Annotated in this window: 22 protein-coding genes and 1 tRNA gene; 14 read left to right on the plus strand and 9 right to left on the minus strand. The window is 62.8% G+C overall.

Features of this window, described 5'->3' with window-relative positions:
* Positions 1 to 52: 52 nt before the first annotated feature.
* The gene (acnB, locus tag ACW4TB_RS16235) at positions 53 to 2,662 is read right to left on the minus strand and encodes a bifunctional aconitate hydratase 2/2-methylisocitrate dehydratase (RefSeq protein ID WP_039602878.1); all 2,610 of its coding nucleotides are present in this window, start codon (positions 2,660 to 2,662) and stop codon (positions 53 to 55) included.
* Between the two features lie 405 nt (positions 2,663 to 3,067).
* Between acnB and ACW4TB_RS16240 the strand changes: the two genes are divergently transcribed.
* Positions 3,068 to 3,535 (plus strand): DUF1289 domain-containing protein, encoded by a 468-nt coding sequence (locus ACW4TB_RS16240; RefSeq protein WP_012313682.1) that lies wholly within the window; start codon positions 3,068 to 3,070, stop codon positions 3,533 to 3,535.
* Between the two features lie 67 nt (positions 3,536 to 3,602).
* Positions 3,603 to 4,364 carry a hypothetical protein gene (locus tag ACW4TB_RS16245; protein ID WP_279928417.1) on the plus strand — a complete coding sequence of 254 codons (762 nt, stop codon included), beginning with the start codon at positions 3,603 to 3,605 and terminating at the stop codon, positions 4,362 to 4,364.
* Between the two features lie 27 nt (positions 4,365 to 4,391).
* On the opposite strand, the gene queD is transcribed toward ACW4TB_RS16245, so the two are convergent.
* Both queD and ACW4TB_RS16255 read right to left on the minus strand, forming a co-directional pair.
* A complete protein-coding gene (gene queD, locus ACW4TB_RS16250; RefSeq protein ID WP_012313684.1) occupies positions 4,392 to 4,748 on the minus strand; it encodes a 6-carboxytetrahydropterin synthase QueD in 357 nt (118 codons plus the stop codon).
* A gap of 51 nt (positions 4,749 to 4,799) precedes the next feature.
* Positions 4,800 to 5,879: a patatin-like phospholipase family protein gene (locus tag ACW4TB_RS16255; RefSeq protein WP_455828419.1), complete on the minus strand. Its 1,080-nt coding sequence runs from the start codon at positions 5,877 to 5,879 to the stop codon at positions 4,800 to 4,802.
* Between the two features lie 153 nt (positions 5,880 to 6,032).
* Here ACW4TB_RS16255 and ACW4TB_RS16260 point away from each other — a divergent pair, with 153 nt between their 5' ends.
* The 5 genes from ACW4TB_RS16260 to ACW4TB_RS16280 all read left to right on the plus strand — a co-directional run bounded on the left by ACW4TB_RS16260 (position 6,033) and on the right by ACW4TB_RS16280 (position 10,008).
* Positions 6,033 to 6,341 (plus strand): PepSY domain-containing protein, encoded by a 309-nt coding sequence (locus tag ACW4TB_RS16260; RefSeq protein WP_012313686.1) that lies wholly within the window; start codon positions 6,033 to 6,035, stop codon positions 6,339 to 6,341.
* Positions 6,341 to 6,655 carry a PepSY domain-containing protein gene (locus tag ACW4TB_RS16265; RefSeq protein ID WP_012313687.1) on the plus strand — a complete coding sequence of 105 codons (315 nt, stop codon included), beginning with the start codon at positions 6,341 to 6,343 and terminating at the stop codon, positions 6,653 to 6,655. Before ACW4TB_RS16260 ends, ACW4TB_RS16265 begins: the two co-directional genes overlap by 1 nt.
* Complete coding sequence (locus tag ACW4TB_RS16270) at positions 6,656 to 7,324, plus strand: response regulator transcription factor (RefSeq protein WP_012313688.1); 669 nt, start codon at positions 6,656 to 6,658, stop codon at positions 7,322 to 7,324.
* On the plus strand, positions 7,321 to 8,640 hold the full coding sequence (locus ACW4TB_RS16275) for an ATP-binding protein (RefSeq protein ID WP_012313689.1): 1,320 nt from the start codon (positions 7,321 to 7,323) through the stop codon (positions 8,638 to 8,640). The genes ACW4TB_RS16270 and ACW4TB_RS16275 overlap by 4 nt, the downstream gene beginning before the upstream one ends.
* Positions 8,641 to 8,850: 210 nt before the next feature.
* Positions 8,851 to 10,008 carry an HPP family protein gene (locus ACW4TB_RS16280; RefSeq protein ID WP_012313690.1) on the plus strand — a complete coding sequence of 386 codons (1,158 nt, stop codon included), beginning with the start codon at positions 8,851 to 8,853 and terminating at the stop codon, positions 10,006 to 10,008.
* On the opposite strand, the gene ACW4TB_RS16285 is transcribed toward ACW4TB_RS16280, so the two are convergent.
* The gene (locus ACW4TB_RS16285) at positions 9,982 to 10,848 is read right to left on the minus strand and encodes a LysR family transcriptional regulator (RefSeq protein WP_039602801.1); all 867 of its coding nucleotides are present in this window, start codon (positions 10,846 to 10,848) and stop codon (positions 9,982 to 9,984) included. The two genes, ACW4TB_RS16280 and ACW4TB_RS16285, sit on opposite strands and share 27 nt — an antisense overlap.
* 120 nt (positions 10,849 to 10,968) lie before the next feature.
* Here ACW4TB_RS16285 and ACW4TB_RS16290 point away from each other — a divergent pair, with 120 nt between their 5' ends.
* Positions 10,969 to 12,918, plus strand: a complete 1,950-nt coding sequence (locus tag ACW4TB_RS16290) for a propionyl-CoA synthetase (protein ID WP_455843017.1) — start codon at positions 10,969 to 10,971, stop codon at positions 12,916 to 12,918.
* Between the two features lie 35 nt (positions 12,919 to 12,953).
* Here the strand turns inward: ACW4TB_RS16290 and zapE are convergent, their stop codons facing one another.
* Both zapE and ACW4TB_RS16300 read right to left on the minus strand, forming a co-directional pair.
* A complete protein-coding gene (zapE, locus tag ACW4TB_RS16295; protein WP_012313693.1) occupies positions 12,954 to 14,039 on the minus strand; it encodes a cell division protein ZapE in 1,086 nt (361 codons plus the stop codon).
* Positions 14,040 to 14,144: 105 nt separating this feature from the next.
* Positions 14,145 to 14,387, minus strand: a complete 243-nt coding sequence (locus ACW4TB_RS16300; protein WP_012313694.1) for a hypothetical protein — start codon at positions 14,385 to 14,387, stop codon at positions 14,145 to 14,147.
* 269 nt (positions 14,388 to 14,656) lie between these two features.
* Here ACW4TB_RS16300 and ACW4TB_RS16305 point away from each other — a divergent pair.
* Positions 14,657 to 14,731: transfer RNA gene (locus ACW4TB_RS16305), tRNA-Gln, on the plus strand.
* A 129-nt stretch (positions 14,732 to 14,860) separates the two neighbouring features.
* Here ACW4TB_RS16305 and ACW4TB_RS16310 read toward each other — a convergent pair.
* From ACW4TB_RS16310 to ACW4TB_RS16320, 3 genes are read right to left on the minus strand one after another with little or no spacing between them, the layout of a single operon-like run.
* Complete coding sequence (locus ACW4TB_RS16310; protein WP_012313695.1) at positions 14,861 to 17,248, minus strand: hybrid sensor histidine kinase/response regulator; 2,388 nt, start codon at positions 17,246 to 17,248, stop codon at positions 14,861 to 14,863.
* 14 nt (positions 17,249 to 17,262) lie between these two features.
* Positions 17,263 to 17,724, minus strand: coding sequence for a response regulator (locus ACW4TB_RS16315; RefSeq protein ID WP_012313696.1), 462 nt, complete (start codon positions 17,722 to 17,724; stop codon positions 17,263 to 17,265).
* A gap of 15 nt (positions 17,725 to 17,739) precedes the next feature.
* The gene (locus tag ACW4TB_RS16320) at positions 17,740 to 19,992 is read right to left on the minus strand and encodes an ATP-binding protein (protein WP_455843018.1); all 2,253 of its coding nucleotides are present in this window, start codon (positions 19,990 to 19,992) and stop codon (positions 17,740 to 17,742) included.
* A gap of 277 nt (positions 19,993 to 20,269) precedes the next feature.
* On the opposite strand from ACW4TB_RS16320, the gene ACW4TB_RS16325 reads away from it, so the two are divergent.
* Genes ACW4TB_RS16325 through ACW4TB_RS16345 form a run of 5 tightly spaced genes read left to right on the plus strand, consistent with a single transcriptional unit; the run spans position 20,270 to position 23,250 of the window.
* Positions 20,270 to 20,803, plus strand: coding sequence for a Csu type fimbrial protein (locus ACW4TB_RS16325; protein ID WP_455843019.1), 534 nt, complete (start codon positions 20,270 to 20,272; stop codon positions 20,801 to 20,803).
* A gap of 29 nt (positions 20,804 to 20,832) precedes the next feature.
* Positions 20,833 to 21,369, plus strand: coding sequence for a Csu type fimbrial protein (locus ACW4TB_RS16330; protein WP_012313699.1), 537 nt, complete (start codon positions 20,833 to 20,835; stop codon positions 21,367 to 21,369).
* 19 nt (positions 21,370 to 21,388) lie between these two features.
* Entirely contained in the window at positions 21,389 to 21,922 is a 534-nt protein-coding gene (locus ACW4TB_RS16335; RefSeq protein WP_012313700.1) for a Csu type fimbrial protein, read from the plus strand.
* Positions 21,923 to 21,931: 9 nt separating this feature from the next.
* Positions 21,932 to 22,435, plus strand: a complete 504-nt coding sequence (locus ACW4TB_RS16340; protein WP_012313701.1) for a Csu type fimbrial protein — start codon at positions 21,932 to 21,934, stop codon at positions 22,433 to 22,435.
* Between the two features lie 38 nt (positions 22,436 to 22,473).
* On the plus strand, positions 22,474 to 23,250 hold the full coding sequence (locus tag ACW4TB_RS16345; protein WP_012313702.1) for a fimbrial biogenesis chaperone: 777 nt from the start codon (positions 22,474 to 22,476) through the stop codon (positions 23,248 to 23,250).
* Positions 23,251 to 23,294 lie beyond the last annotated feature (44 nt).

A 23,294-nucleotide genomic window follows, 5' to 3' on the forward strand; every position in this document is an offset into this window, starting at 1 on the left:
AATAAAAAACCCCGGCATTCATACCGGGGTTTTTCTTGAAGCGTACTGCTGATTACGCTTGGACAACCGGGATCTTGGCGTTGGCCGCAGCTTCGCGGAACTCAGCGATCTGGTCGAAGCTCAGGTAGCGGTAAACGTCGGCAGCCATGCTGTCGATGTCTTTCGCGTACTGCATGTACTCCTCGACGGTCGGCAGCTTGCCGATGATCGATGCGACAGCCGCCAGCTCGGCCGATGCCAGGTAGACGTTGGTGGCGTCGCCCAGGCGGTTCGGGAAGTTACGGGTCGAGGTGGAGACCACGGTCGAACCGGTCTGCACGCGTGCCTGGTTACCCATGCACAGCGAGCAGCCTGGCATTTCCATGCGCGCACCGGCCTTGCCGTAGATGCCGTAGTAGCCTTCTTCGGTCAGCTGGTGGGCGTCCATCTTGGTTGGCGGAGCCAGCCACAGACGGGTCGGAATACCGCCCTTGACCTTCTCCAGCAGCTTGCCGGCAGCGCGGAAGTGGCCGATGTTGGTCATGCACGAACCGATGAACACTTCGTCGATCTTCTCGCCCTGTACCGACGACAGCAGGCGGGCGTCGTCCGGGTCGTTCGGCGCGCAGAGCACAGGCTCCTTGACGTCGGCCAGGTCGATTTCGATGATTTCGGCGTATTCGGCATCGGCGTCAGCCGACAGCAGCTCAGGCTTGGCCAGCCAGGCTTCCATGGCCTGGGCGCGACGCTCCAGGGTGCGGGCATCGCCGTAGCCTTCGCCGATCATCCAGCGCAGCAGGGTGATGTTCGACTTCAGGTACTCGGCGATTGCCTTTTCCGGCAGCTTGATGGTGCAGCCGGCAGCGGAACGCTCGGCCGAGGCGTCGGACAGTTCGAACGCTTGCTCGACGGTCAGTTCGTCCAGGCCTTCGATTTCCAGGATGCGGCCGGAGAAGGCGTTTTTCTTGCCTTTCTTCTCGACGGTCAGCAGGCCCTGCTGGATGGCGTAGTAAGGGATGGCATGTACCAGGTCACGCAGGGTGATGCCTGGCTGCAGTTTGCCCTTGAAGCGCACCAGGATCGACTCTGGCATGTCCAGCGGCATGACGCCGGTAGCGGCGGCGAAGGCCACCAGGCCGGAACCGGCCGGGAACGAGATGCCGATCGGGAAACGGGTGTGCGAGTCACCACCGGTACCGACGGTGTCAGGCATCAGCATGCGGTTCAGCCAGCTGTGGATGATGCCGTCGCCTGGGCGCAGCGACACGCCGCCACGGGTGCGGATGAAGTCTGGCAGGGTGTGGTGGGTAGTGACATCGATCGGCTTTGGATAGGCTGCGGTGTGGCAGAACGACTGCATCACCAGGTCAGCGGAGAAGCCCAGGCACGCCAGGTCTTTCAGCTCGTCGCGGGTCATCGGGCCAGTGGTGTCCTGGGAGCCGACGGTGGTCATCTTCGGCTCGCAGTAAGCACCTGGGCGCACGCCCTGGCCTTCCGGCAGGCCGCAGGCACGGCCGACCATTTTCTGTGCCAGGGTGAAGCCCTTGCCGGAATCGGCAGGCTGCTCTGGCTTCTTGAACAGGTCGGATGCACCCAGGCCCAGCTCGGCTCGGGCTTTTTCGGTCAGGCCACGGCCGACGATCAGCGGGATGCGGCCGCCAGCGCGGACTTCATCCAGCAGTACTTCGGTTTTCAGCTCGAAGCTGGTGACCAGCTCGTCGCTGTCGTGCCGGCGTACTTCACCTTTGTATGGGTAAACGTCGATGACGTCGCCCATGCCCAGGTTGGTGCAGTCGAATTCGATCGGCAGGGCGCCGGCGTCTTCCATGGTGTTGTAGAAGATCGGGGCGATCTTGGTGCCGAAGCAGAAGCCACCGGCGCGCTTGTTCGGCACGTACGGGATGTCGTCGCCGAAGAACCACAGCACCGAGTTGGTGGCGGATTTGCGCGAAGACCCGGTACCGACCACGTCACCGACGTAGGCGACCGGGAAGCCTTTGGCCTTGACCGCTTCGATCTGCGCCAGCGGACCGACAGAGCCCGGCTGCTGTGGCTCGATGCCGTCGCGGGCCATTTTCAGCATGGCCAGGGCGTGCAGCGGGATGTCAGGGCGCGACCAGGCGTCCGGGGCAGGGGACAGGTCGTCGGTGTTGGTTTCGCCGGGCACCTTGAACACGGTCAGGGTGTACTTGTCGGCGATGGCCGGACGCGAGGTGAACCACTCGCCGGCAGCCCAGGATTCCAGCACGGCCTTGGCGTGAGCATTGCCTGCCTTGGCTTTTTCGGCCACGTCGTGGAAGGCATCGAACATCAGCAGGGTGTGCTTGAGCTTTTCGGCCGCGACGGCGCCCAGTTCGGCGTCATCCAGCAGCGCGACCAGCGTTTCGATGTTGTAGCCGCCCTGCATGGTGCCCAGCAGCTCGGTGGCGTGCTTGCGGTCGATCAGTGGCGAGTTGGCTTCACCCTTGGCCACGGCAGACAGGAAAGCAGCCTTGACGTAGGCAGCTTCGTCGACTCCTGGTGGAACGCGGTGGGTGATCAGGTCTACGAGGAAGGCTTCTTCGCCGGCCGGCGGGTTTTTCAGCAGCTCGACCAGGCCTGCAGTTTGTTCGGCGTTCAGCGGCTGGGGCACGATACCCAGGGCGGCACGCTCTTCGATGTGTTTGCGGTAGGCTTCAAGCACAGTTATTACCCTCATCAGTGGTCCCTAAAGGGAGTCCGGGACGCTCATCCAGCATTCTCTGCACCCATGCGCCATCACGGCTTCTTGGGCCGCCCAGCCAGGGTCGCAGAGAATCCTTACAGAAGCTGCTTTCAAAGTTTTACGCCTGCAGAACGGGGGCTGATGAGGGCTGGCACGGGCATGCGAGGGGTGCATGGCCCGGGCCAACGCCGTTCTACCGGATCAACTGTGCTCGTGACGCTTTGAAAACAGCTTCCAACGGACATTGTTGCCTTGAAAAGGCGGGATGATTCTACGGCAAATTGTCGCAGAAGGTAAGGCGGCGAACATGACTTTAACGAGTGACCCTGGTTAGACAAAGGGCTAACATGGGCCTGTGTTCCACCGCCAAGCCGTTGTTTTTCCATGCCCAACCAGTCCATCAAGACCCCTTGCGTCGGCCTTTGCTCCACGGTTTATGGAGACACGGTGTGCCGTGGCTGCAAGCGCTTCCATCATGAAGTCATCCACTGGAACGGCTACGACGACGATCAGAAACGTGCCGTTTTGCTGCGCCTGGAACAGTTGCTGGTGCAGGTGATGATGGCCAAGCTGGAAGTGTTTGATGCAAACCTGCTGCGTCAGCAACTGCAGCAGCGCTCCATACGCTTTGTCGAGCAGCAGTCTGAGTATTGTTGGGCGTATCAGCTGATTGCACGCGGTGCCCGCCTGATTCGCGACCTGGAAGCCTACGGGATGGCGTTGCTGCCCGAGTTTCGTGACTGGGAGCTGCCGCAGTTGCGCGATGCCATCGACCGGGAATTCTTTTTGTTGTCCGAGGCGCATTACCAGCGCTATATCGCGCCCGGGTTCCTGCGTGCCGAACTGAGGTAAGCCTTCTTTCTGCTCCATGCCTTGAAAAGGCGCCATTGTGCGTTTTTATCGAGCGTATGGAGTACGGATGATGGTGGAGCTGTGTTTTGAACCGCTGCTGAGTTTTACCGCGACATGCCGCTGGCAATTGCTGGATACACCGTTGCCGGCCGCCCGGTTTGACGATGATGAAATCACCCGGCCGTTCTGGGTCGAATTCGATGACTGGAACGGTGACGATGGTTGGCTGATGACCAGCCTGGACTATGGCGAAGAAATGTTGCAATCGTTCCTGATTGACTCGCTGTGGGGGCGCGAGGATCGTCAGCGTGCGTTTTGTGACAGTTTCTGGTTTGGCGTCTATCGACTTGCAACTGGCTTCGTTTACGAGATCCGCCCGGCATATGAGGGCAATAACCTCGACCGATGGCCTTCACTGGAATACTGGCTCGACGTCAGTCGAAACGGTTATCTGGGCTTTTACCCGGCGCGTTCGGATGCGGGTGTGTGCAAGGACGACCCAGCCAGTCTGGTGTTGCGAGACCCCTTCGGGACATCTGTGGTGCTACCCGCCGACCCGCCTATCGATCTGGAGACGGCACTGTACAAGCTGACCGCCGGGCGCCGGACGCCGTTGTGGTACATCCCTGGCCTGGATCCGCAGCGGTTGCAAGAAGGGCAATTGCTCTTGAACATGAAGCTTTACAGTGCGGACGGGCGGCAAGTGAGGCGACGGGTGGAGCGGGTTGCATACCTTAACAACCGTCAAGGCGCGCGCGGCCAGTTCAGCCTGCAGGTGTCGAACCCTTGTGTGCCTCCTCACCCTCGCCCGCTCGTTGCCACGCCTTGACCTGTGCTCGTGTAGCGCAGCCGCCAATCAATCGCCGCTGTATTCGCAGCCGCTGGTGCAGGTTTCATGAATACGCACCTTGGACAGCTCCGGCAGCAGCGGCTTGACCTGTTCCCAGATCCACTTGGCGATGACTTCGCTGGTTGGGTTTTCCAGGCCTGGAATATCGTTGAGGTAGTTGTGGTCCAACTGCTCGTAGATCGGCTTGAAGATCGCCTTGATCTCGGAAAAGTCGCGGATCCAGCCGGTGTGCGGGTCAAGCGGGCCGGTCAGGTGCAGGCCGACCTTGAACGAGTGGCCATGCAGGCGGCCGCATTTGTGCCCGGCTGGGACGTTAGGCAGGCGGTGGGCCGATTCGAAGGTAAATTCCTTAAAGATTTCCACGGTCAGAACTCTGTGTGTATCGAAGATGCGCGCAGTCTACCAGCATGGTCGCTACAAGGCTTGCAGGCGTTCGTGCAGCCGCCCGGTGGCGATCAGCTCCAGCAGTTCGTCACCCAGCCGCTGGCTTTCGGTAATGGCCTGGTACCAGTAGCGTTTGCGGCTGGGTGCATCGCCCATGAAGCGCTTGAAGTCGTTGCGGTCGGGCAGCTTGCCGAAGGGCAGTGCGGCCAGGTATTGCTGTGAAGGCGTCACCAACAGCACATTGCGCAGGCGTGTGGCATCGCCCTTGCGCCATGGCAGCGCTTTGTCGAACCAGCCTGGCACGACCTTGTCGGTGAAGTGCGGGTAAAGCACCAGGTCGTCGCCGCGGTATGGCAGGTCAAGGTGATAGTCGAGCAAACCGCCGTCGCGATAGGTGCCCGCACCGGCACCGGGGATGTCGCGCACACCTTCCATGACCATCGGAATCGAGCCGGAAGCGAGCAGGGCATGGCGCAGGTTGCCCAGGCCCAGTGGCAGATAGCGTGAGGGAAAGTCTATGAGCTGATCCAGCGGCGGGGTGGCACGCTCATCGTGCAGGATGATCCGTTCAAAATGCCGTGCCAGGCGTGAGCGCCCCAGCAGGTTGCTGGCGATCACCGAGCCAAGACCCATCCCCAACCGGCCGCGGTGGTCGTGGGCAAGATGGCCGTGGCTCTTCACCACCAGGATGTTCAGGCGGTAGTGCGGGTTAGCCAGGATCTGCCCATCGCGCCCTTGCAGCAGGTCGTCGAGCATCTGCTGGCAGCTGCGGCTGATCTGGGCTGCGGTCACACCTTTGGCGAAGTCCTGTTCGGTATACAGCTCGCCGAGGCGGCGGATGCCTGCGACCGGGTCGTCAAGGCAGGCGCTGGCGAAACGCCAGGAGCCGATCGATGCGCCAATCAATGCCCGCTGGCGAGGGGCCGATGGCAGCCACTCGCCAAACAGCGCCAGGTCCAATCCCTGAATCCCCAGCGGCTTGGGCCCGCCAGCGGCGCCTGGCACCACACCGACGTCCGCTGCCTGCAACCCGCGTTCGCGGATCTGCTGCAGGGCACGTTTGCCGGCCTTCAGGGTCAGAGCCGGGTACTTGATATGGATGGCGCTCATGGACGGCCTCGCAACTCACAGGAGGGCCATTATAGGGAGTCGCTGGTTGATGCGCTGCGCTATCATGGCGCCAGCTATTTTCAGGTTGAGTTAAGGACCGGTGGATAATCTTAACTCCGTAGACAAATTGCACATCTCGATGGAGAGAACCTGATGAAAACTTTGACTGCCATTTTCACTGCCGCTGCGCTTGCTTTCGGTGCCAACGTTGCCCTGGCCAAGGACGTCCAGCCTGACGAAGTGGTAAAGCTTGTGAATGCCAAGACCATCAAGTCGCTGGATGAGCTCAAGGCCACTGCCGTTGCCAAGCACCCGGGCGCCACCGTCACCGATTCGGAGCTGGAAAACGAATACGGTCGCTACATCTACAAGGTCGAGATGCGTGACACCCAGAACGTCGAATGGGACGTTGACCTGGACGCCAAGACCGGTGAAGTGCTGAAGGACGAACAGGACCGCTGATGATCCACTTGACCCGGTCGGCGCGCTACCTGGCACTCTCGCTGCTGGCCGTCTGTTCCTTGGCTGTTGCTCGCGACCTGGATCAGGATGAGGCCCTGCAGTTGCGTCAGAAAGGCGTGATTCTGCCGCTCGAGCAACTGCTCGAGACCGCCCTGGGGCGTCACCCCGGGGCGCGGTTGCTGGAGGCGGAGCTGGAAGAAGACGATGATCGCTACGAATACGAAGTCGAGCTGCTGACCACGGAAGGTGTGGTGCGCGAGATCAAGCTCGATGCCAGCACCGGTGCCCTGCTCAAAGACGAGGAAGACGACTGAATGCGCCTGTTGCTTGTCGAGGACAACGTTCCCCTGGCTGACGAGTTGATTGCCGGCCTGCAGCGCCAGGGCTACGCCGTGGATTGGCTGGCTGACGGCCGGGACGCGGTATACCAGGGCCAGAGCGAGCCCTACGACCTGATCATTCTGGACCTCGGCCTGCCGGGGTTGCCGGGCCTGGAGGTGCTGGCGCAGTGGCGTGCCGCGGGTCTGGCAACGCCGGTGCTGATCCTGACCGCGCGAGGCTCGTGGGCCGAGCGCATCGAGGGGTTGAAGGCCGGTGCGGACGACTACCTGAGCAAGCCCTTCCACCCTGAAGAGCTGCAGTTGCGCATTCAGGCGCTGCTGCGCCGGGCGAAGGGCCTTGCCAACCAGCCCAGGCTCGAAGCTGCCGGGTTGCATCTGGACGAAAGCCGCCAGTGCGTGAGCCGCGAAGGGGTTGATATCCAGTTGACCGCTGCCGAATTCCGCCTGTTGCGTTACTTCATGCTGCACCCGCAGCAGATCCTTTCCAAGAGCCACCTGGCCGAGCACTTGTACGACGGTGAAACCGAGCGTGACTCCAACGTGCTCGAAGTGCACGTCAATCATCTGCGCCGCAAGCTGGGCCGCAGCGTCATCGAGACTCGCCGCGGGCAAGGCTACATCTACGCCGGGAGCGCCGGGTGAAATCGATCCAGGCACGCTTGAGCCTGGGCCTTGTAGCCGTATTGGTGGTGGCCGGAGTGGTACTGGCGCAACTTACCTTATGGCTGTTCGAAGCCGGTTTGCAGCGCTATCTGGAAAACGGTCTGCGCAAGGAAAGCGAAAACCTGCTGGTGGCGCTAGTACGTGGGCCTTCGGGGTTGCAGCTGGATGAGCGGCGTATTTCCGCCGCCTACCAACGGCCGTTTTCCGGTTACTACTTCCGCATCGATTTCGACAAGGGCACCTGGCGCTCGCGCTCGCTGTGGGACCTGGACATGCCGAAGCCAGCCGCCCCTGGCCTTTCCGACAGCCACGAACTGGGCCCGGAAGGCCAGCAGTTGCTTGCACTGCGTGCCGATTACCGGCGGCTGGGCCAGGACATTTCGATCAGCGTTGCCCAGGATTACTCGCCTGTGCGCGAGGGGTTCCGGCGCCTGCAGCAGATCGGCCTGGGCATGGGCCTGGTAGCGCTGATCCTGGTGCTGGTGCTGCAGCGCATCACTGTCACCCGCTCGTTGCGCCCGCTGGAGCGGGCGCGTCAGCAGATTGCTCAATTGCAGCAAGGCCAGCGCTCGCAGCTCGATGCCCAAGTGCCCAGCGAACTGGCACCGCTGGTGGGCCAGATCAACCATTTGCTCAGCCATACCGAAGACAGCCTGCGCCGTTCGCGCAACGCGTTGGGTAACCTGGGCCATGCATTGAAGACGCCATTGGCGGTGCTGCTGAGCCTGGCGTCCAGCGAGCGCTTGAATGACTTGCCCGATGTGCGTGCGCAACTGCGCGAGCAGTTGGAGCAGATCCAGCAGCGCCTGGCACGCGAGCTGAACCGGGCGCGCCTGGCCGGGGATGCGCTGCCTGGCGCCCAATTCGACTGCGATACCGAACTTCCGGGCTTGCTCGCTACCTTGGGCATGATCCATGGCGAAGGCTTGTTGCTCGAGCGCGATGTACCGCCAGGGTTGCTGCTGCCTTGGGACCGGGAGGACTTCCTGGAGCTGCTAGGTAACCTGCTGGATAACGCCTGCAAGTGGGCAGACAGCGAAGTGCGCCTGGGCATAGCCCCGACGACCGAAGGCTATCAAGTGTGGGTCGACGACGACGGTCCGGGCATACCTGAAAGCCAGCGTCTGCAGGTGCTTGAGCGTGGTTCGCGGCTGGATGAGCAAGTGGATGGGCATGGCCTTGGGCTGGGGATCGTGCGGGATATCGTCGATGCCTGGGGTGGGTCTTTGGCCTTGCTCGAGAGCCCTTTGGGTGGTTTGCGGGTGAGTATCGAATTACCGCGCAAGGCGCGCTGATTCTCTCTGGCCCTAGCGCCGGCTAGCAGCACTGCAAAAAAACTGCAGTGCAACCGCATTTTTTTGAATTGGCCCAAGTCCGACACAGGGCGGCACAATCCACTGACGAAACCCTGCGGTTTCCATCTCTTCCACGGACGGAGCCCCTAGGGCCCAGGCCAGTTTGGCTGGGCTTTCTTTTTCATCAGAACCACAAACACGATTACTTGAATGACTGCCTCGCGTTCCGAAAGTCGTCTGCAGCGGCTGTTGCCGTCGCCCCTTAATATTCCTCCAAAACAATGGCTGCGTGCCGGCATCGGCGCGCTGCTCGGTTTGTTCCTCGCTGGCTGGTTGACCGGCATGGCCTACGGGCCTGGCATCGCCTTGCACCTGCTGGGCCCTCTTGCGGCTTCGGCAGTGCTGGTGTTCGCCGTGCATTCCGGCCCGTTGGCTCAGCCCTGGCCGGTGCTGGGCAGCTATGCGCTGGCGGGTGCAGTGGGCCTTGCCATGCGCGAGGGGTTCGGCCCCCACCTGTGGGTTGCGGCGGCTGCCTTGGGCATCTCGCTTTTGCTGATGTGCCTGTTGCGCTGCCTGCACCCGCCGGGTGGCGGTGTTGCGGTGAGCGCGGTGCTGGCCGATTCAGGGCTGACGGCGTTGGGCGACCACCTGCTGGAGCCCGTGTTGCTCAACGCGCTGATTCTGGTGATGGTGGCAGTGGTATACAACCGTTTGACCGGCGTGCATTACCCCAAGGGCGCTGCACCACGCAAGGACCAGCACCACACCCACGACCCCTTGCCCAGCGAGCGGGTCGGGGTCAGTGGTGCGGATCTGGATCAGGCGTTGGAAGAGCTGGGTGAGTTCGTCGACGTCACCCGCGATGAACTGGAGCGCATCATCCTGGCCACCGAGCAGCATGCCCTGCAGCGCAGCCTGGGCGGGATCACCGCAGCGTCGGTGATGTCGCGCGATGTGCAGTTCGCCGCACCCGACACCACCCTGGAACAGGCCTGGAAGATGCTCGCCAGTCATCACCTGAAAACCCTGCCGGTGCTGCAACAGGGCAAGCTGGTGGGTATCGTCAGTCTCAGCGATCTGCTCGGTCCGGCCATGCAGCGTGGCCGGTTCAGCTGGCGGGGGCTTTTCGCGGGCAAGGCCGTGCGTATGGAGCAGGTGATGAGCCGGCAGGTCATCAGTGTCAGCAGCCAGCACCCATTGGAACGCCTGCTGCCCCTGCTGTGCGAGCAAGGGCTGCACTGCCTGCCGGTGATCGATGGCGACCAGTTGGTCGGTGTGATCACCCAGACCGACCTGATCGCCGGCCTTAAGCGCCAGTTGCTCAGTGGCGCTGGCAGCGTTTCAGATCAGCGGGTCCCAGCGTTGTGACCAATCACTGGCGCCGGAGGCCACCAGCCGGCGCAGCACCGCGAAGGCCTGTTGCAGGGCCTCGCTGTCGCGCTTGCGCGGGTATACCAGGAAGGTCGGGTAGGTGAACTCCGGAGCTTGCGGCACCCGCTCGAATACTCCGCTGTCCAGATACGCCTGCACCACGCGGGTACGGAAATAGCCGCTGCCGCCTTTGTCGAGAATGAACTGCAGGGCCAGCGGCCCGAGGTTGAAGCTCAGCGCCGGTCGCGCGCAGTCGGGCAGGGCGGCGTCGTGCTGGCGGCGGAAGGCCTCGCCCCAGTCGATGTAGATGTACGGGTCGGGTTGCTCGACCCGGCGTATGCGGATCAGCTTCTCTTCCATCAACTGCTCTACCTGCAGGCCCGGACCGTAGGTGGGCTGATAGACCAGTGCGGCGTCCAGCAGGCCCATCTCTACCTTGCGCAGCAAGGACTCACCGTCGCTGACCTCGCTGCGGATAGCGTGGCTGGGTAATGCGCAGTGCAAGGCGCTGACCCAGTCGAGCAGCATCGGGTTGCCCAAGCTCACTTCCGCCCCTACGTGCAGCACCTGCTGGCAGCCCTCAGGCAGCGGCAGGTCACGGCGCGCCGCTTCCCACGTCTGCACCAGCTGGTTGGCATAGCTGACGAAGGCTTCGCCATCACTGGTCAGGCTGGCGCCGTTGCGGCTACGCACGAACAGCTGGCAGCCCAGTTGCTGCTCAAGGCGCTGAACGCGGGCGGTAATGGCGGTCTGTGACACGAACAGGCGTTCGGCGGCGGCGACGAGGCTGCCGCACCGTACGACTTCCAGAAAGGTTCGGGCCTGCTCGATATCCATGGGCTGCTCTGTGGCGGGGAGGGTGGCCTATTCTAGAGGCTTTGCACCGTTATGGGGCGCTTTCGCCGACGCTGCAAATCTGCATATGCGTTGTGACTTTAGTCCCATGGCAGCCCGGGCGTGGCGGTCCATACTCAAGGCTCGCCCTTCAATAACAACAAGTACCGGGTTGCCATCAACATGACCTACCAGCACAACTACGCTCATTCCATTGCCGACCCTGCTGCCTTTTGGGCCGAACAGGCCAAACATCTGGCCTGGTACCGCAAACCCACCCTGACGCTGCAGGAAAACCCGGACGGCACCCATCGCTGGTTCGCTGACGGCCGCCTGAACAGCTGCTACCTGGCCCTCGATCGGCAAATCGAGTTGGGCCGTGGCGAGCAGGCGGCGTTGATCTACGACTCCCCCGTGACCGGCGTGCAGCAAACGTTCAGCTACAACCAGCTGCGTGACGAGGTGGCGCGCCTGGCCGGTTTGCTGCGCCAGTTGGGGGTGGGCAAAGGCGATGGAGTGATCATCTACATGCCGATGGTGCCGCAGGCGGCCATGGCCATGCTCGCCTGCGCGCGTATCGGTGCGGTGCACTCGGTGGTGTTCGGTGGTTTTGCAGCCAACGAACTGGCCCTGCGTATCGATGATGCGCGGCCAACCCTTCTGCTGACGGCCTCCTGCGGCCTGGAGTTCGATCGGGTGATCGAGTACAAGCCGCTGGTCGACCGCGCACTGCAACTGGCTCACCATCAGCCGCGCCAGGTGTTGGTGCTGCAGCGGCCCCAGGCTCGCGCCCGGTTGCAGCCAAACCGCGACCTTGACTGGCAGCAAGCGCTGGTAAATGCCGAGCCTGTGCCTGCGGTCGAGCTGGAATCGGCAGACCCGCTTTACATCATGTACACCTCTGGTACCACGGGCAAACCCAAGGGCATCGTCCGTGAGAACGGTGGCAACGCTGTCGCCCTCTGTTATGCCATGCGCCACATCTACGGCATGCACGCCGGTGACGTGTGGTGGGGCATTTCCGATGTGGGCTGGGTGGTCGGTCATTCGCTGATCGTCTATGGGCCACTGATGAGCGGCTGCACCACGGTGTTCTACGAAGGTAAGCCGATCCGCACCCCGGATGCGTCGGCCTATTGGCGTGTGGTTGAGCAGTATGGGGTCAATGCCTTGTTCTGTGCACCGACCGCCATGCGGGCGATCCGTAAGGAGGACCCGGATGGCGAGTTGATCCGGCGACATGACTTGAGCTCGCTGCGCCAGTTGTTCCTGGCGGGGGAAAAGCTCGATTCAAGTACCCACCAATGGCTGGAACGGGTTACCGGCAAGCCGGTGCACGACCATTGGTGGCAGACCGAGACTGGCTGGCCAGTCACCGCGCCATGCGTGGGGCTGGAGGGCAGCGCGGCGCGGCCGGGCTCGAGCAACCGCGCGGTGCCGGGCTATGACGTACGTGTGCTGGATGACGATGGGCACCTGCTGGGCCCGAACCATCAGGGCGCCATCGTCATCGCCCTGCCGCTGCCGCCCGGTTGCAGCCAGACCTTGTGGGGCGATCATGAGCGCTACCTGCAGGCTTATCTGCAGACTTACCCGGGTTACTACCACACCGGTGATGGTGGCTACCTGGATGACGATGGCTTCGTCTACATCATGGGGCGAACCGATGACGTGATCAACGTCTCTGGCCATCGCCTTTCCACCGGTGAGATGGAGGACTTGGTGGCGTGCCACCCTGCGGTGGCCGAATGCGCGGTAATCGGCGTACATGACGAGATCAAGGGCCAGGTGCCCTTGGCGCTGGTGGTGCTCAAGGACGGTGAGGGTATTACCGAGGCGCAACTGTTAGTGGACTTGGTGGGCAGGGTGCGTGAAGAGATCGGCGCGTTGGCGTGCTTCAACCGGGTGCGCTTGGTGAAACGGCTGCCCAAGACCCGCTCGGGCAAGATCCTGCGGGCGGTGCTGCGCAAGATTGCCGATGGCCAGGCATATGTGCCGCCCTCGACACTGGATGATCCAGCGGTATTGCGGGAGATTGAAGCGGTGCTGGCGGATCTCCCCAGGGCAGGCTGACCGGGTTGCCTGGCTAGCCTGGGAATGTGAGGGGTTCAGCCGCTGACATCCTCCGGCCCCACCTGATGCAACTGCCCCAGCCGGCTGCGGGTGCGCATCAGGTCGGCAATAGCCCCGCCCAGGCTTTCGCTCAGCGGCCGCTGCCCGATCACCGTTACCTGCCGGTCCTGGTCGTAGAGCACATCCACCAGGTTGACGAAGCGCTGCTGTGCGGCCAATGAGCACTCGCAGAGGTCATCCAGCCCGTCGATGATCCACGCCTCATAGCGCTGGGCAAGCTGCAGATAATCGACCACCGCTGTGGGCTGCTCACACAGGTCGTCAAACGCAAACATCACTTGCCTGTCATCACTGGCAAGCGCGCGAAGATTGCGTTTGTTCACCTCCAGCGTCAGCGGTTGCGCGGCCGGCACTTTCAGCGCCAGGCGCTGGGCCGCATCGCCTGGCCATACATAATGGCCTTGGGTAAAGCGCTGATGTTCACGGTTGGCCGGCAGGCTCCGAAAGTCTGTGTCACCGCCAACTTCAAGTACCTCCATACGGCCATTGATCAGGCGGATCACCGGCAGGAATCGCTCGTGGTAGAGCGGGTTGGGCAGCAGCCCCTCGGGTGCGTAGTTCGAGGTCACCAGCAGGAAGATGCCGCGCGCGAACAAGGCATTGAACAGGCGGGTGAGGAGCATGGCATCACCGATGTCATGCACATGGAATTCGTCGAAACACAGCACCTGGCAGTCGCCCAGCAATGCGTCCAGCGTCGCGCCCAGGGCATCGTCAAGCAGCCTGTGACAGTGCATGCCCTGGTGCAGGCGGGCAAAAAAATCATGGAAGTGCAGGCGTTTTTTCGCCTCGATCGGCACTGCCTGGAAGAAACCGTCCAGCAGCCAGCTCTTGCCGCGGCCCACCGAGCCGTACAAGTAAAGGCTGCGTGGTTCGCCGCCTGGCAAGCGGGCAAGCTGCTCGGCCATGGCCTGAATGACCCGGCGCTGGTCCTCACTGAGCTGATAGCCACGGCTGCGCGCCTTGTCTTCGAACCATGCCAGCAGTTCGCTCTGGTTGGAGGTGGCGGTTCGCAGGCGTTGACCCAGCTGGCGCAGGGGGGAAGGGATCCAGGCTGACAAAAGCTAAGCTCCTTGGGCAAAGGAAGGTCAGCGCGCAGCTTGCCCCAGGTCGGCCCTTTTAACCAATAGAAAAAGTGCGGGGCTTCTATCAGTTGAGCGGATAACTCAAACCCTGCGTTCCAGTTGACGCTCGATCATGTATTTGATGGCCAGCCGGCGTTCCTTGAGTCGGCGCAGATCGTCGTCCTGAAAGTTTCCCGCTGAAATCGCCTCGGCAGCCAGTACCTGGTTGTCGATGTCGACGTATTCGTCAAGCATTCGGTCAAGAGTCTTGTCCTGTTGACGGCGCTGCTGAACGATTTCGCGAGGGTAGTGCAGGTCCTGGTACAGGTCGTGGGAAACAGGCATGGCATCCTCCTTGGTCAATGCAAATTGCTTATCTGATTGGAAGGGCGGAATGCGATTGTGTTGAAGCGAGGCGGTATAAAAGCGACGGATGGTCACTTTGCGGCCTGTGAAAGGCCCGAAAAACACTAACCTGCTGTTTTAAAGCATTTTTTTTGCACAAGGGGCTTCCCAGGCGCAAGGAATGTTGTTAAAGTGCCGCGCATTCCAAGACAACAACCCAGTTGTCACTCATTTGGAATGGTCAGAGCAGTTAACGCTGCATCCGATACAGGGGCGTCGCCAAGCGGTAAGGCAGCAGGTTTTGATCCTGCCATGCGTTGGTTCGAATCCAGCCGCCCCTGCCATTTTCAGCATCACCACAAAAATTCTTGATTCAGTGCAGATGACTATCCGCGCTGGGTTTCTTCGTTTCTGGCGTTCGTAGAGGCCGGTCGCCAGCTTGCTGGCGATGGGCCTCTACCGCTATAGCGTTATTACCTGTTCACCCGCAGCAGTTCATCCAGCACGCGGGCCAACTCCTCAGCCTGCACCGGTTTCTGCATCACCAGGCTGTCCGGTAGATCCAGCCCTTCCAGCTCGGCATAGCCGGTCAGAAAAACCACCGGCAAGCGCGGATGCCGTTCACGTGCGGCCAATGCCAATTGGGCACCGTTGAATTCGGGCATGGCAAAGTCGGTCAGCAACAGGTCGATCTCGTCGTCCAGCTGGGCCAATGCCTGTTCGCCGCTGTGTGCCTGGCGTACCTGATAGCCGTACTGGCGCAACACATCACCGAGCATGTCGCGCACCAGGTGGTCGTCATCCACCAGCAGCACCATACGGTCGCGGCCACTGTCGCTGATTGACTGCGATGCAGCCGGGATCACCGGGTCCGCAGCCAGCTCATGCTTCACTGCGGGCAGGTAAACGGCAACCTGGGTGCCATGCCCAGGCGCGGTGTCGATGCGCACACCGCCACCGGACTGCTTGGCAAAGCCGAACACCTGGGCCAGCCCCAGGCCCGAGCCTTTGCCGATGTCCTTGGTCGTGAAGAAGGGCTCGAACACCTTGGCCACCACCTCTTCGCTCATGCCGCAGCCGGTGTCGCGGATGCTCAGCATCACGTACTCGCCCGGCTCCGGGTCTTCCGGCCGCTGCGGGCGGGCCTTGATCCGGGTATTGCGTGTGGCCAGCGTCAACTGGCCACCATCGGGCATGGCGTCGCGGGCGTTGATCGCCAGGTTGAGAATGATCATTTCGGTCTGGGTCGGGTCGGTCAGCGCTTGCCACAGGCTGTGGTCCAGGTCCAGGCGCACAGAAATGCTCCCGCCCAGGGTGCGGCGCAGCAGTTCCTCCAGGCCGCCCAAGGTGCGGTTGAGGTTCAGCGGTACCGGTTCCAGGCGCTGGCGGCGGGAGAAGGCGAGCAGCTGTGATGTCAGCTTGGCGCCGCGTTCACCGGCCTCGCGGATATGCGTCAGGCGTTTGCGCGCTTTTTCCAGGTCGCCTTTGTCCAGGTCACGCTCAAGGAAGCTTGAGCCTGTAAGGATGACTGTCAGCAGATTATTGAAGTCGTGGGCAACCCCCGCAGTGAGCTGGCCGACCGCCTCCAGCCGTTGCATCTGCTGCAGCGCCGCCTCGATGCGCTCGCGCTCGGTGATCTGTTCGCGCAGGCGGTCGTTGGCGTCGGCCAGGCCCATGGCTGCTTCGCGCTCGCTGGTGATGTCACGGGCTACCACATAGAGCAGCGTGTCTTCCGGCACCACCACCCATGACAGCCAGCGCAACTGGCCGCCTGCATGCTGGATGCGGCCGACGAAGCGCGCGCTGGTGCGGCCATGGGCGAGGGCGGCCAGTTCGGTCAGCAGCGCTTCCTGGTCCGGTTCGGGCAGCAATTGCAATAACGAGGTCTGGCTCAGTCGCTCGCGCGAGAAACCCAGGCTGGCCTCCCAGGCAGGGTTCAGTGCGACCGGCGTTAGGTCTTTGTTGAGTACCGCGAGCAAGTCCTGGGACAGCTCCCACGCACGGTCGCGCTCGCGGGTGCGGCGCTCCACTCGTTCGCCAAGCATTTCGTTGAGTTGCTTGAGCGCCTGGGTGGCCAGGCGCTGTGTGTGGATGTCCTGTAGCACGCCCGAAAAGCGTGTGCAGCGGCCATCGACAAACTGGCTCTGGCCACTGCTGAGCAGCCAGCGCGGTTCCAGACCGTTTGGTTGGGCAATGCGGAATTCGGCCCGGTACAGCCCGTCGCTGTCCGGGCGCATGGCGTATTCCACCGCTTCGCGTACCCGGGGTACGTCTTCGGGATAGATGCCGTCATAAAAAACGTCAAGGCTCATCTCTGTGTCTACCGGCAGACCGAACAGGGTCTTGCAGCGGTCGTCCCAGATCAGCAGCCCTTCTTCGGGGCGAAAGTCCCAGGTGCCCATGCCGGCGGCATCGATGGCGATCCGTGCGCGTGCCTCCACGTCCGCCAGGGCTTCCTCGGCACGGCGCCGCCGTTGCCGCTCTTGCACTTCGGTAAGCGCTCTGCGCACTGCCTTGGGCAGCAAGGGCAGGTTCTTTTTCAGGACATAATCGGTGGCACCCAGGCGGATCATCTCCACCGCGTGTTCTTCACCGTAGATGCCCGAAAGGAAAATGAACGGCGTGTCCGGCGCCAGGCGCTGGGCGATGGCCAGTACGTCAGTGCCGGACGAGCCCGGCAGCACGCAGTCACACAGAATCAGGTCATAGCGGGCTTCGCCCAGGGCATGCTCGGCGGCGACATGGTCGAACACCAGCTGCGACTGCAGCTGCAAGCCGCTGCGCTCAAGGCTCAGCAGGGTCAGCTCGGCATCCAGCGAGCTGTCTTCGACCATCAGTAATTTGAGCGGCGTTGGCAGCATCTTTGCGGTTGGCCTCAGTTGCTGCCGCGCCGGTTAAGGCGCAGCGAGCCGGGTGGTGGTTCATTGAGCACGGCCCAGAACACCCCAAGGTCGGAAATCGCTGCAACGAACTCCTTGAACTCCACGGGTTTGACCACGTAGGCGTTTACCCCCAGTTCATAGGCACGCAGCAGGTCGGGCTCCTCCCGCGAAGAAGTCAGCATCACCGTCGGGATGCTGCGCAGTTCGGGCGTGGCGCGTACTTCCCTGAGCACTTCCAGGCCATCGACCTTGGGCAGTTTCAGGTCCAGCAGCAGCACCGCAGGGTTGCCGTCGGCGCGCTCGGCATAGGTGTTGCGGCGCAGCAGGTAGTCAAGGGCATCAGCGCCGTCGCGCAGAACGATGACCTCGTTGGCCAACTGGCTACGCTCCAGAGCCAGGAGCGTGAGTTCCAGGTCCCTGGGGTTGTCTTCTACCAGCAGGATAGGCTTGAGCATGATTGTACGGGTGCCTCAGTTTGTTTCTGGATGACGGGGAAGGGTGAAATGGAAGCTGGCGCCCTGGTCGACCTGGCCTTGGGCCCAGACTCGTCCATCATGACGTTCGATGATCCGCCGCACGCTGGCCAGGCCGATCCCGGTGCCCTCGAAGTCCTCCATGCGGTGCAGCCGCTGGAACACACCGAAGAGTTTGTTGGCATAAGCCATGTCGAAGCCCACGCCATTATCGCGAATATAGACTTCGATTTCCTCTTCGTGCTGGTGTGCGCCGATTTCGATGCGTGCAGGCTCGCGACCACGGGTGTACTTGATGGCGTTGGCGATCAGGTTGTGCAGCGCCAGGTTGATGAAAGCCGGGTCACCGATCACCTTGGGCAGCGGTGCCACGTCCCAGATGATCTCACGCCCTTCGTAATCAGGCGCCAGTTCCTGGCGGATGGCTTCGACCAAGGCATTGAGGTCGACATCCGAAAGGCGTAGCGCCGAGCGGCCCATCTGCGAGAAGTTGAGCAGGTTATCCACCAGGCTACCGGCGAACTGCGCGGCCTCCTCGATGTGTTTGAGAAAGCGCCGGCCGCGCTCGCTCAGGCCCTGGCCTTCGATTTCGCCGAGCAGTTCGGTATAGCCGGCGATATGCCGCAAGGGTGCGCGCAGGTCATGGGACACGCTGTAGCTGAAGGCTTCGAGCTCTTTGTTCGAGCGGCGTAGTTCATTTGCCAGTTGCGCCATCTCTTCTGCCTTGCGCAAGACAATGCCGAGTACTGCGGTGCGCAGTTCGACCACGCCTTCGATCGTCAGCGGGTCCCACGGCTCGCAGTAACCGCCTAACTGTTCCTGCCAGTGTTCAAAGCTGTGCCGCGGGTTTAGCGCCCCCTGCGGGCCTATCTGTTTGTCGGGCCGCCCGGCCCAGTTGACTGTGCGTACCTGCTCGGGCCGGAACCACAGCAGGTAGTGTGAGTGGATCTGGGAAATGGCCACTGCCAGCACGCCACCGACATGCTCGGCCAGCTCGGGCAGTTCGTCGATGTCACGGCGTACGTTGTCACTGTGGAACACCGTCTCATCATCACGCTGGGCCAGCCAGTGCACCAGTGCCGTGACCTGCGCTGCCGGCGGTGTCTGGCCAATCAGGTCGCAGCGCTCGGCGGAAATGACCGCCGCGCCGCTCGCCCCGGCGAAGGCCAGCAGCACCTCGGGCAGGGCGCGCAGGCCCTCGCTGACACTGTCATGGTCGGCCATCGAGGAGATCATCCGTACGATGTGCTGGCGCAGGTCGAGCAGTTTTCGGGTATTGGCGTGGGACTCACGCGACTCGATCTGCAGCGACAGCACACTGGCCAGCAGCTCGCAGGCTGTGCGGGTGCGCAGGTCGACCGGGCGAGGTTGCTCGTGGTGGCATGACACCAGCCCCCACAGTTGCCCACCGACCACGATCGACAGTGACATCGACGCCATGGTGCCCATGTTGCGCATGTACTGCAGGTGCACCGGCGACACGCTGCGCAACGCGGCAAAACTCATGTCCAGCGGCTTGCCGGTGCGCGGGTTGGCCGCCGGCACCAGGGGTACGGCCTGGTAGTTGGCATCCTCGATCACGCGGATGCGGTTGACCCTATAAAGCTCGCGGGCCTGGCGGGGGATATCCGAGGCCGGGAAGCATAGGCCCAGGTAGCGGGGGTAGCCGGCATCGGCCACTTCAGCCAGCACCTGGCCATTACCCTCGGTATCGAAGCTGTAAGCTTTGACCCGGCCAAACCCCGTGATTCGCTTTATCTGCAATACAGTCTGCTGCAGCAACTCTTCCAGGGTTGCGGCGTTGTTGAGGCTACTGACGAAACCACGCACCAGTGGGTAATAGTCGCCTTGGTCGACCGGGCCGAGAGGCTGACGCACGGGCTCGAACTCTGCGATCAGTACCTGATCATGGCGATGGGTCAGCAGGCGTAGCCGGTCGCCGCAGGGTGCCCCGTTGCGCAGGTGGACATCGCCGATATGGAAGGGGAACACGTCGTCGCCGGGCAGGCGCTCAAGATGGGCGCGCAGGTCGAAACTGTCGCTGACCACGTCGGCGAAGGTGCACCCCAGTAGTTCACGGGCGGGCACGCCTAGCCAGCGTTCGACATTGTCGCTGGCCTGGAGGATACGCAGGTCCTGTTCGTCCAGCACCAGCAGAAAGCCGTGGGGCTGGATGCTGCCAGGTACCTGGATCGGCTCCTGGGCGCAGCGTTCCACGGCTTCGGCGAGTGCGATGTCTGTGGTCGTCAATGGATACGCTCCTGTCATGTTCGTCCATGCATGGCGCGCATGCGTCTGATGCGGGCTTGGTGGCTGCTGCGCACCGTAACAGAATGCGCACAGCTTTGCCGGCCTATGGCCATTGGAGGCACTGGAGGCGCTTGGGTTCGACGCCAGTCGAAAATTTCTTTGCCGTGGCTGGGGGATCGATCTAACCCTTTGTTGTTACTACCAAAGAGTGGCGGGCAGCGGCCACGGGCAAGCCACCGGCTGCTACGCTCAGAGTCAGGACAGAGGAACAAGGGACGTGACAGTGACGGGACGCTTGGTGGCCGCACTGTGGGGCCTGTTGTTGAGTGGCAGTGCTGTGGCAGCGGACTTCCTCGTGGAGGTGCGGGTGCAGGTGCAACGGGGCTGCATGCTGGTCAACCAGCAGCGCGAGGCGGGAGCGCAGGACCTCGGTCGGATCGACCTGGGCGCTGCCGCACGTCTGGATGGGCCTGGTGCACCCTTGAGTGGAGTGCTGCTCAACCAGCGCCCACCGCGACTGGAATGCAACCCCGACACGCCCTACCAGGTACGGGTCGATGGTGGCCAGCACGGGGGTGCCGGTGAACTGCGCTTTTTGGCCAGTGGCGACGCCAGGGCCCGGCTGATTCCCTATCGCCTGTACCGCGACGCGGCCTGGCGCGAGCCTGTGGTCGTGGGCCAGCCCCACGCCGCACGTGTGCCGGACAGCGGTACGGTCGAACTGCCACTGTACGCCCGGATCGACAAGCTGGCCTGGGTGCCGCACGCCGGTACGTATGTCGACTTGCTCAAAGTCACGGTCACCTGGTAGCGAGGCAACATGCACAAGGACGTCACGCCATGAACCGTACATCCATCCTGTTGCTCAGCCTGGGCCCGCTGCTGTTGCCCAGTGGTGCAGCACATGGCACGACCACCGGCTTTATCCAGGCCCGCCTGGTAATCAGTGCAGCGTGCCAGATCAGCAGTGGCGACCAACCCCCGGCCACGCTCGGCAACCCGGGGCTGATGGACTTCGGCGAGCGTGGTCCGAACTGGGACCAGCCGCTGCGCAGCCGGGTTGACGAGGCAGGCGGCGAGGGCAGTCTGCAAATCAGCTGCACGCCCCAGGTCAGGGCCTTCAATGTGCGCATCAACGGCGGCCTCAATGGCAGCGATGGCGTACGGCGGCTCAGCAATGGCCGTGAAATGATCCCCTATCAACTGGCGCTCGACCCAGGCGGTAACAGCCGTTATGGCATCGGCCAGGCTCGCGCCTTCACCATCAGCAGCACCGAACAGATTCCGATTCCCATCTTCGGCGTAGTGGTAGCGCAACCGCGCGCGCTGCCGGCCGGGCTGTACCGCGACACGCTTAGAGTGACTTTGGACTGGTAACCCCCGCAAGGAGATCCCGATGCGAACGAACCTCACCCACTGCATGCTCGCTGGCCTTGGCCTGGCGATGGCATTCCACGCCCAGGCCGCCACGGTGACCGGGACCATCAGTTCCACCCTGACATTGACGTCGGCGTGCCAGGTCAATGGCACCACAGGCACCTCGGGGTTGAACTTCGGTACCCTCAGCTTCGGCACCCAGGAGGCGCTGTTCACCACCGCCAACGGTGAGGTGCTCGGCGGCGGTGGCGGTGCGATGAGCATCCTGTGCTCCGCAGGTACGGTGCCAGCCATTCGCGTGCGAGCGGGGGCCAACGACGGTGCATCGACTGGCGGCACGCGGGCGCTGGCAGACGGCAACGGCAACTTCGTACCTTACGACTTTTATACCGACACCGGGCGCACCCAACTGCTGGCCATCGACGGCACCATCACACTGCCGACCAGCACCGGGGTTGCTCAGACCGTCAACCTCTACGGTCAGGCGCGCGGCAAGGCGGGCCTGCCAGCAGGGGTATACACCGATACGGTGGCCGTCGAGCTGTCGTTCTGAGCCGCGGCCATGCGCTATTGGCTGGGTGGCTCCTTTGCAGGCCTGGGTATCCTGTTGGCGACGCCCCTGTATGCCGCGACCAGCAGCACCTTCCAGGTCACGGCGACGATCACCGCAGGCTGCCTGGTGGTGGGCGGCGCCACCCAGTATGGCGTGCTCGACTACGGTACGCAGTCGGCCTTGTCGACCGGGACACTCAGTACCTCATTGGGGGGCGCCACAGTGACCTTCCAGTGCACGCCCGGCGTGAGCCTGAGCATGAGCCTGGACGGTGGCCAGAACGGGATCACCGGCACGCGCTACCTCAAACGCAGCGGCGGTACGCAGCTGCTGGCCTATCAGCTGTACCAGGACGCTGCCTACAGCCAGAGCATCGCTGTGGGCCAGAGCGTGGCGCTGAACAACAGCGACCCGACGGCGATAAAGCTGTCGGTGTATGGCCGTACGCAACTCACCGGCCTTGTGCCGGCCGGGACCTACAGCGACGTTGTGCAAGTGGCGGTGACCTGGTGAAACAACCGGGCCCCCGACAATCTACCAAGGAGAGCGGTATGCGGGCAGGCGCGAAGTGGGCGCGGGGTTTGATCGGGTCATTGCTGCTGGCGAGCTTGCCGGCGGGGGCTGCCACCTCGGTGCTGATCTGGCCGATCGACCCGGTGCTGGAGGCTGACCAGAAGGCCGGTGCGCTGTGGCTGGAGAACCGCGGCAGCGCACCGGCGAGCCTGCAGGTGCGGGTATTCGCCTGGCGGCAGGGCGATAACCAGGAGCAGTTCCAGGCCCAGCGGGAGATCATCGGCAGCCCCCCGGTCGCCACCATTGCCCCCGGCCAGAAACAACTGATCCGCCTGACCCGCACCGGCAGCTCACCGGTCGGTCAGGAGCAGGCTTACCGCATCATCATCGACGAAATACCCTCGCCACTGCCGTCGGATAACGCCAGTCAGGGCGCCACTGCGGCCATCCGCCTGCAGATGCGCTATTCGGTACCGTTGTTCGTCTATGGCGAAGGCTTGTGGGGCAAGCCGGATCCGGAGGGCAAGCGCAGCGCCAGTGGTGTAGGCAAGCCGCAACTGAGCTGGCGGCCAGTGACGGTGCAGGGCAAGCCCTATGTAGAACTGCGCAACACTGGCCCTGTGCATGCCCGGCTGACCGATGTGGTGGTACAGCAGGGCGGCCAGGCAAGGCCACTGGCCGAGGGGCTGCTTGGCTATGTACTGCCCGGGGCCAGCATGCGCTGGCCGGCACCGGTTGCACCGAACAGCAGTGGCGTACTCAAGGGCAGGGTGAACGGTCAGGAGGTGGCCGAGGCGATCCGCCAAGGGCAATGAAGTCACTATTGAATGAATGTCAGGGGCCAGGGAGGACCCGGCAA

It is taken from the genome of Lelliottia jeotgali, from assembly GCF_977070485.1.

Coding starts and splice junctions, on each gene's coding strand:
- ACW4TB_RS16240 (WP_012313682.1), top strand. CDS start 3,068: ATGCCCAACCAGTCCATCAAGACCCCTTGCGTCGGCCTTTGCTCCACG.
- ACW4TB_RS16245 (WP_279928417.1), top strand. CDS start 3,603: ATGATGGTGGAGCTGTGTTTTGAACCGCTGCTGAGTTTTACCGCGACA.
- ACW4TB_RS16255 (WP_455828419.1), bottom strand. CDS start 5,879: ATGAGCGCCATCCATATCAAGTACCCGGCTCTGACCCTGAAGGCCGGC.
- ACW4TB_RS16260 (WP_012313686.1), top strand. CDS start 6,033: ATGAAAACTTTGACTGCCATTTTCACTGCCGCTGCGCTTGCTTTCGGT.
- ACW4TB_RS16265 (WP_012313687.1), top strand. CDS start 6,341: ATGATCCACTTGACCCGGTCGGCGCGCTACCTGGCACTCTCGCTGCTG.
- ACW4TB_RS16270 (WP_012313688.1), top strand. CDS start 6,656: ATGCGCCTGTTGCTTGTCGAGGACAACGTTCCCCTGGCTGACGAGTTG.
- ACW4TB_RS16280 (WP_012313690.1), top strand. CDS start 8,851: ATGACTGCCTCGCGTTCCGAAAGTCGTCTGCAGCGGCTGTTGCCGTCG.
- ACW4TB_RS16285 (WP_039602801.1), bottom strand. CDS start 10,848: ATGGATATCGAGCAGGCCCGAACCTTTCTGGAAGTCGTACGGTGCGGC.
- ACW4TB_RS16300 (WP_012313694.1), bottom strand. CDS start 14,387: ATGCCTGTTTCCCACGACCTGTACCAGGACCTGCACTACCCTCGCGAA.
- ACW4TB_RS16310 (WP_012313695.1), bottom strand. CDS start 17,248: ATGCTGCCAACGCCGCTCAAATTACTGATGGTCGAAGACAGCTCGCTG.
- ACW4TB_RS16315 (WP_012313696.1), bottom strand. CDS start 17,724: ATGCTCAAGCCTATCCTGCTGGTAGAAGACAACCCCAGGGACCTGGAA.
- ACW4TB_RS16330 (WP_012313699.1), top strand. CDS start 20,833: ATGAACCGTACATCCATCCTGTTGCTCAGCCTGGGCCCGCTGCTGTTG.
- ACW4TB_RS16335 (WP_012313700.1), top strand. CDS start 21,389: ATGCGAACGAACCTCACCCACTGCATGCTCGCTGGCCTTGGCCTGGCG.
- ACW4TB_RS16340 (WP_012313701.1), top strand. CDS start 21,932: ATGCGCTATTGGCTGGGTGGCTCCTTTGCAGGCCTGGGTATCCTGTTG.
- ACW4TB_RS16345 (WP_012313702.1), top strand. CDS start 22,474: ATGCGGGCAGGCGCGAAGTGGGCGCGGGGTTTGATCGGGTCATTGCTG.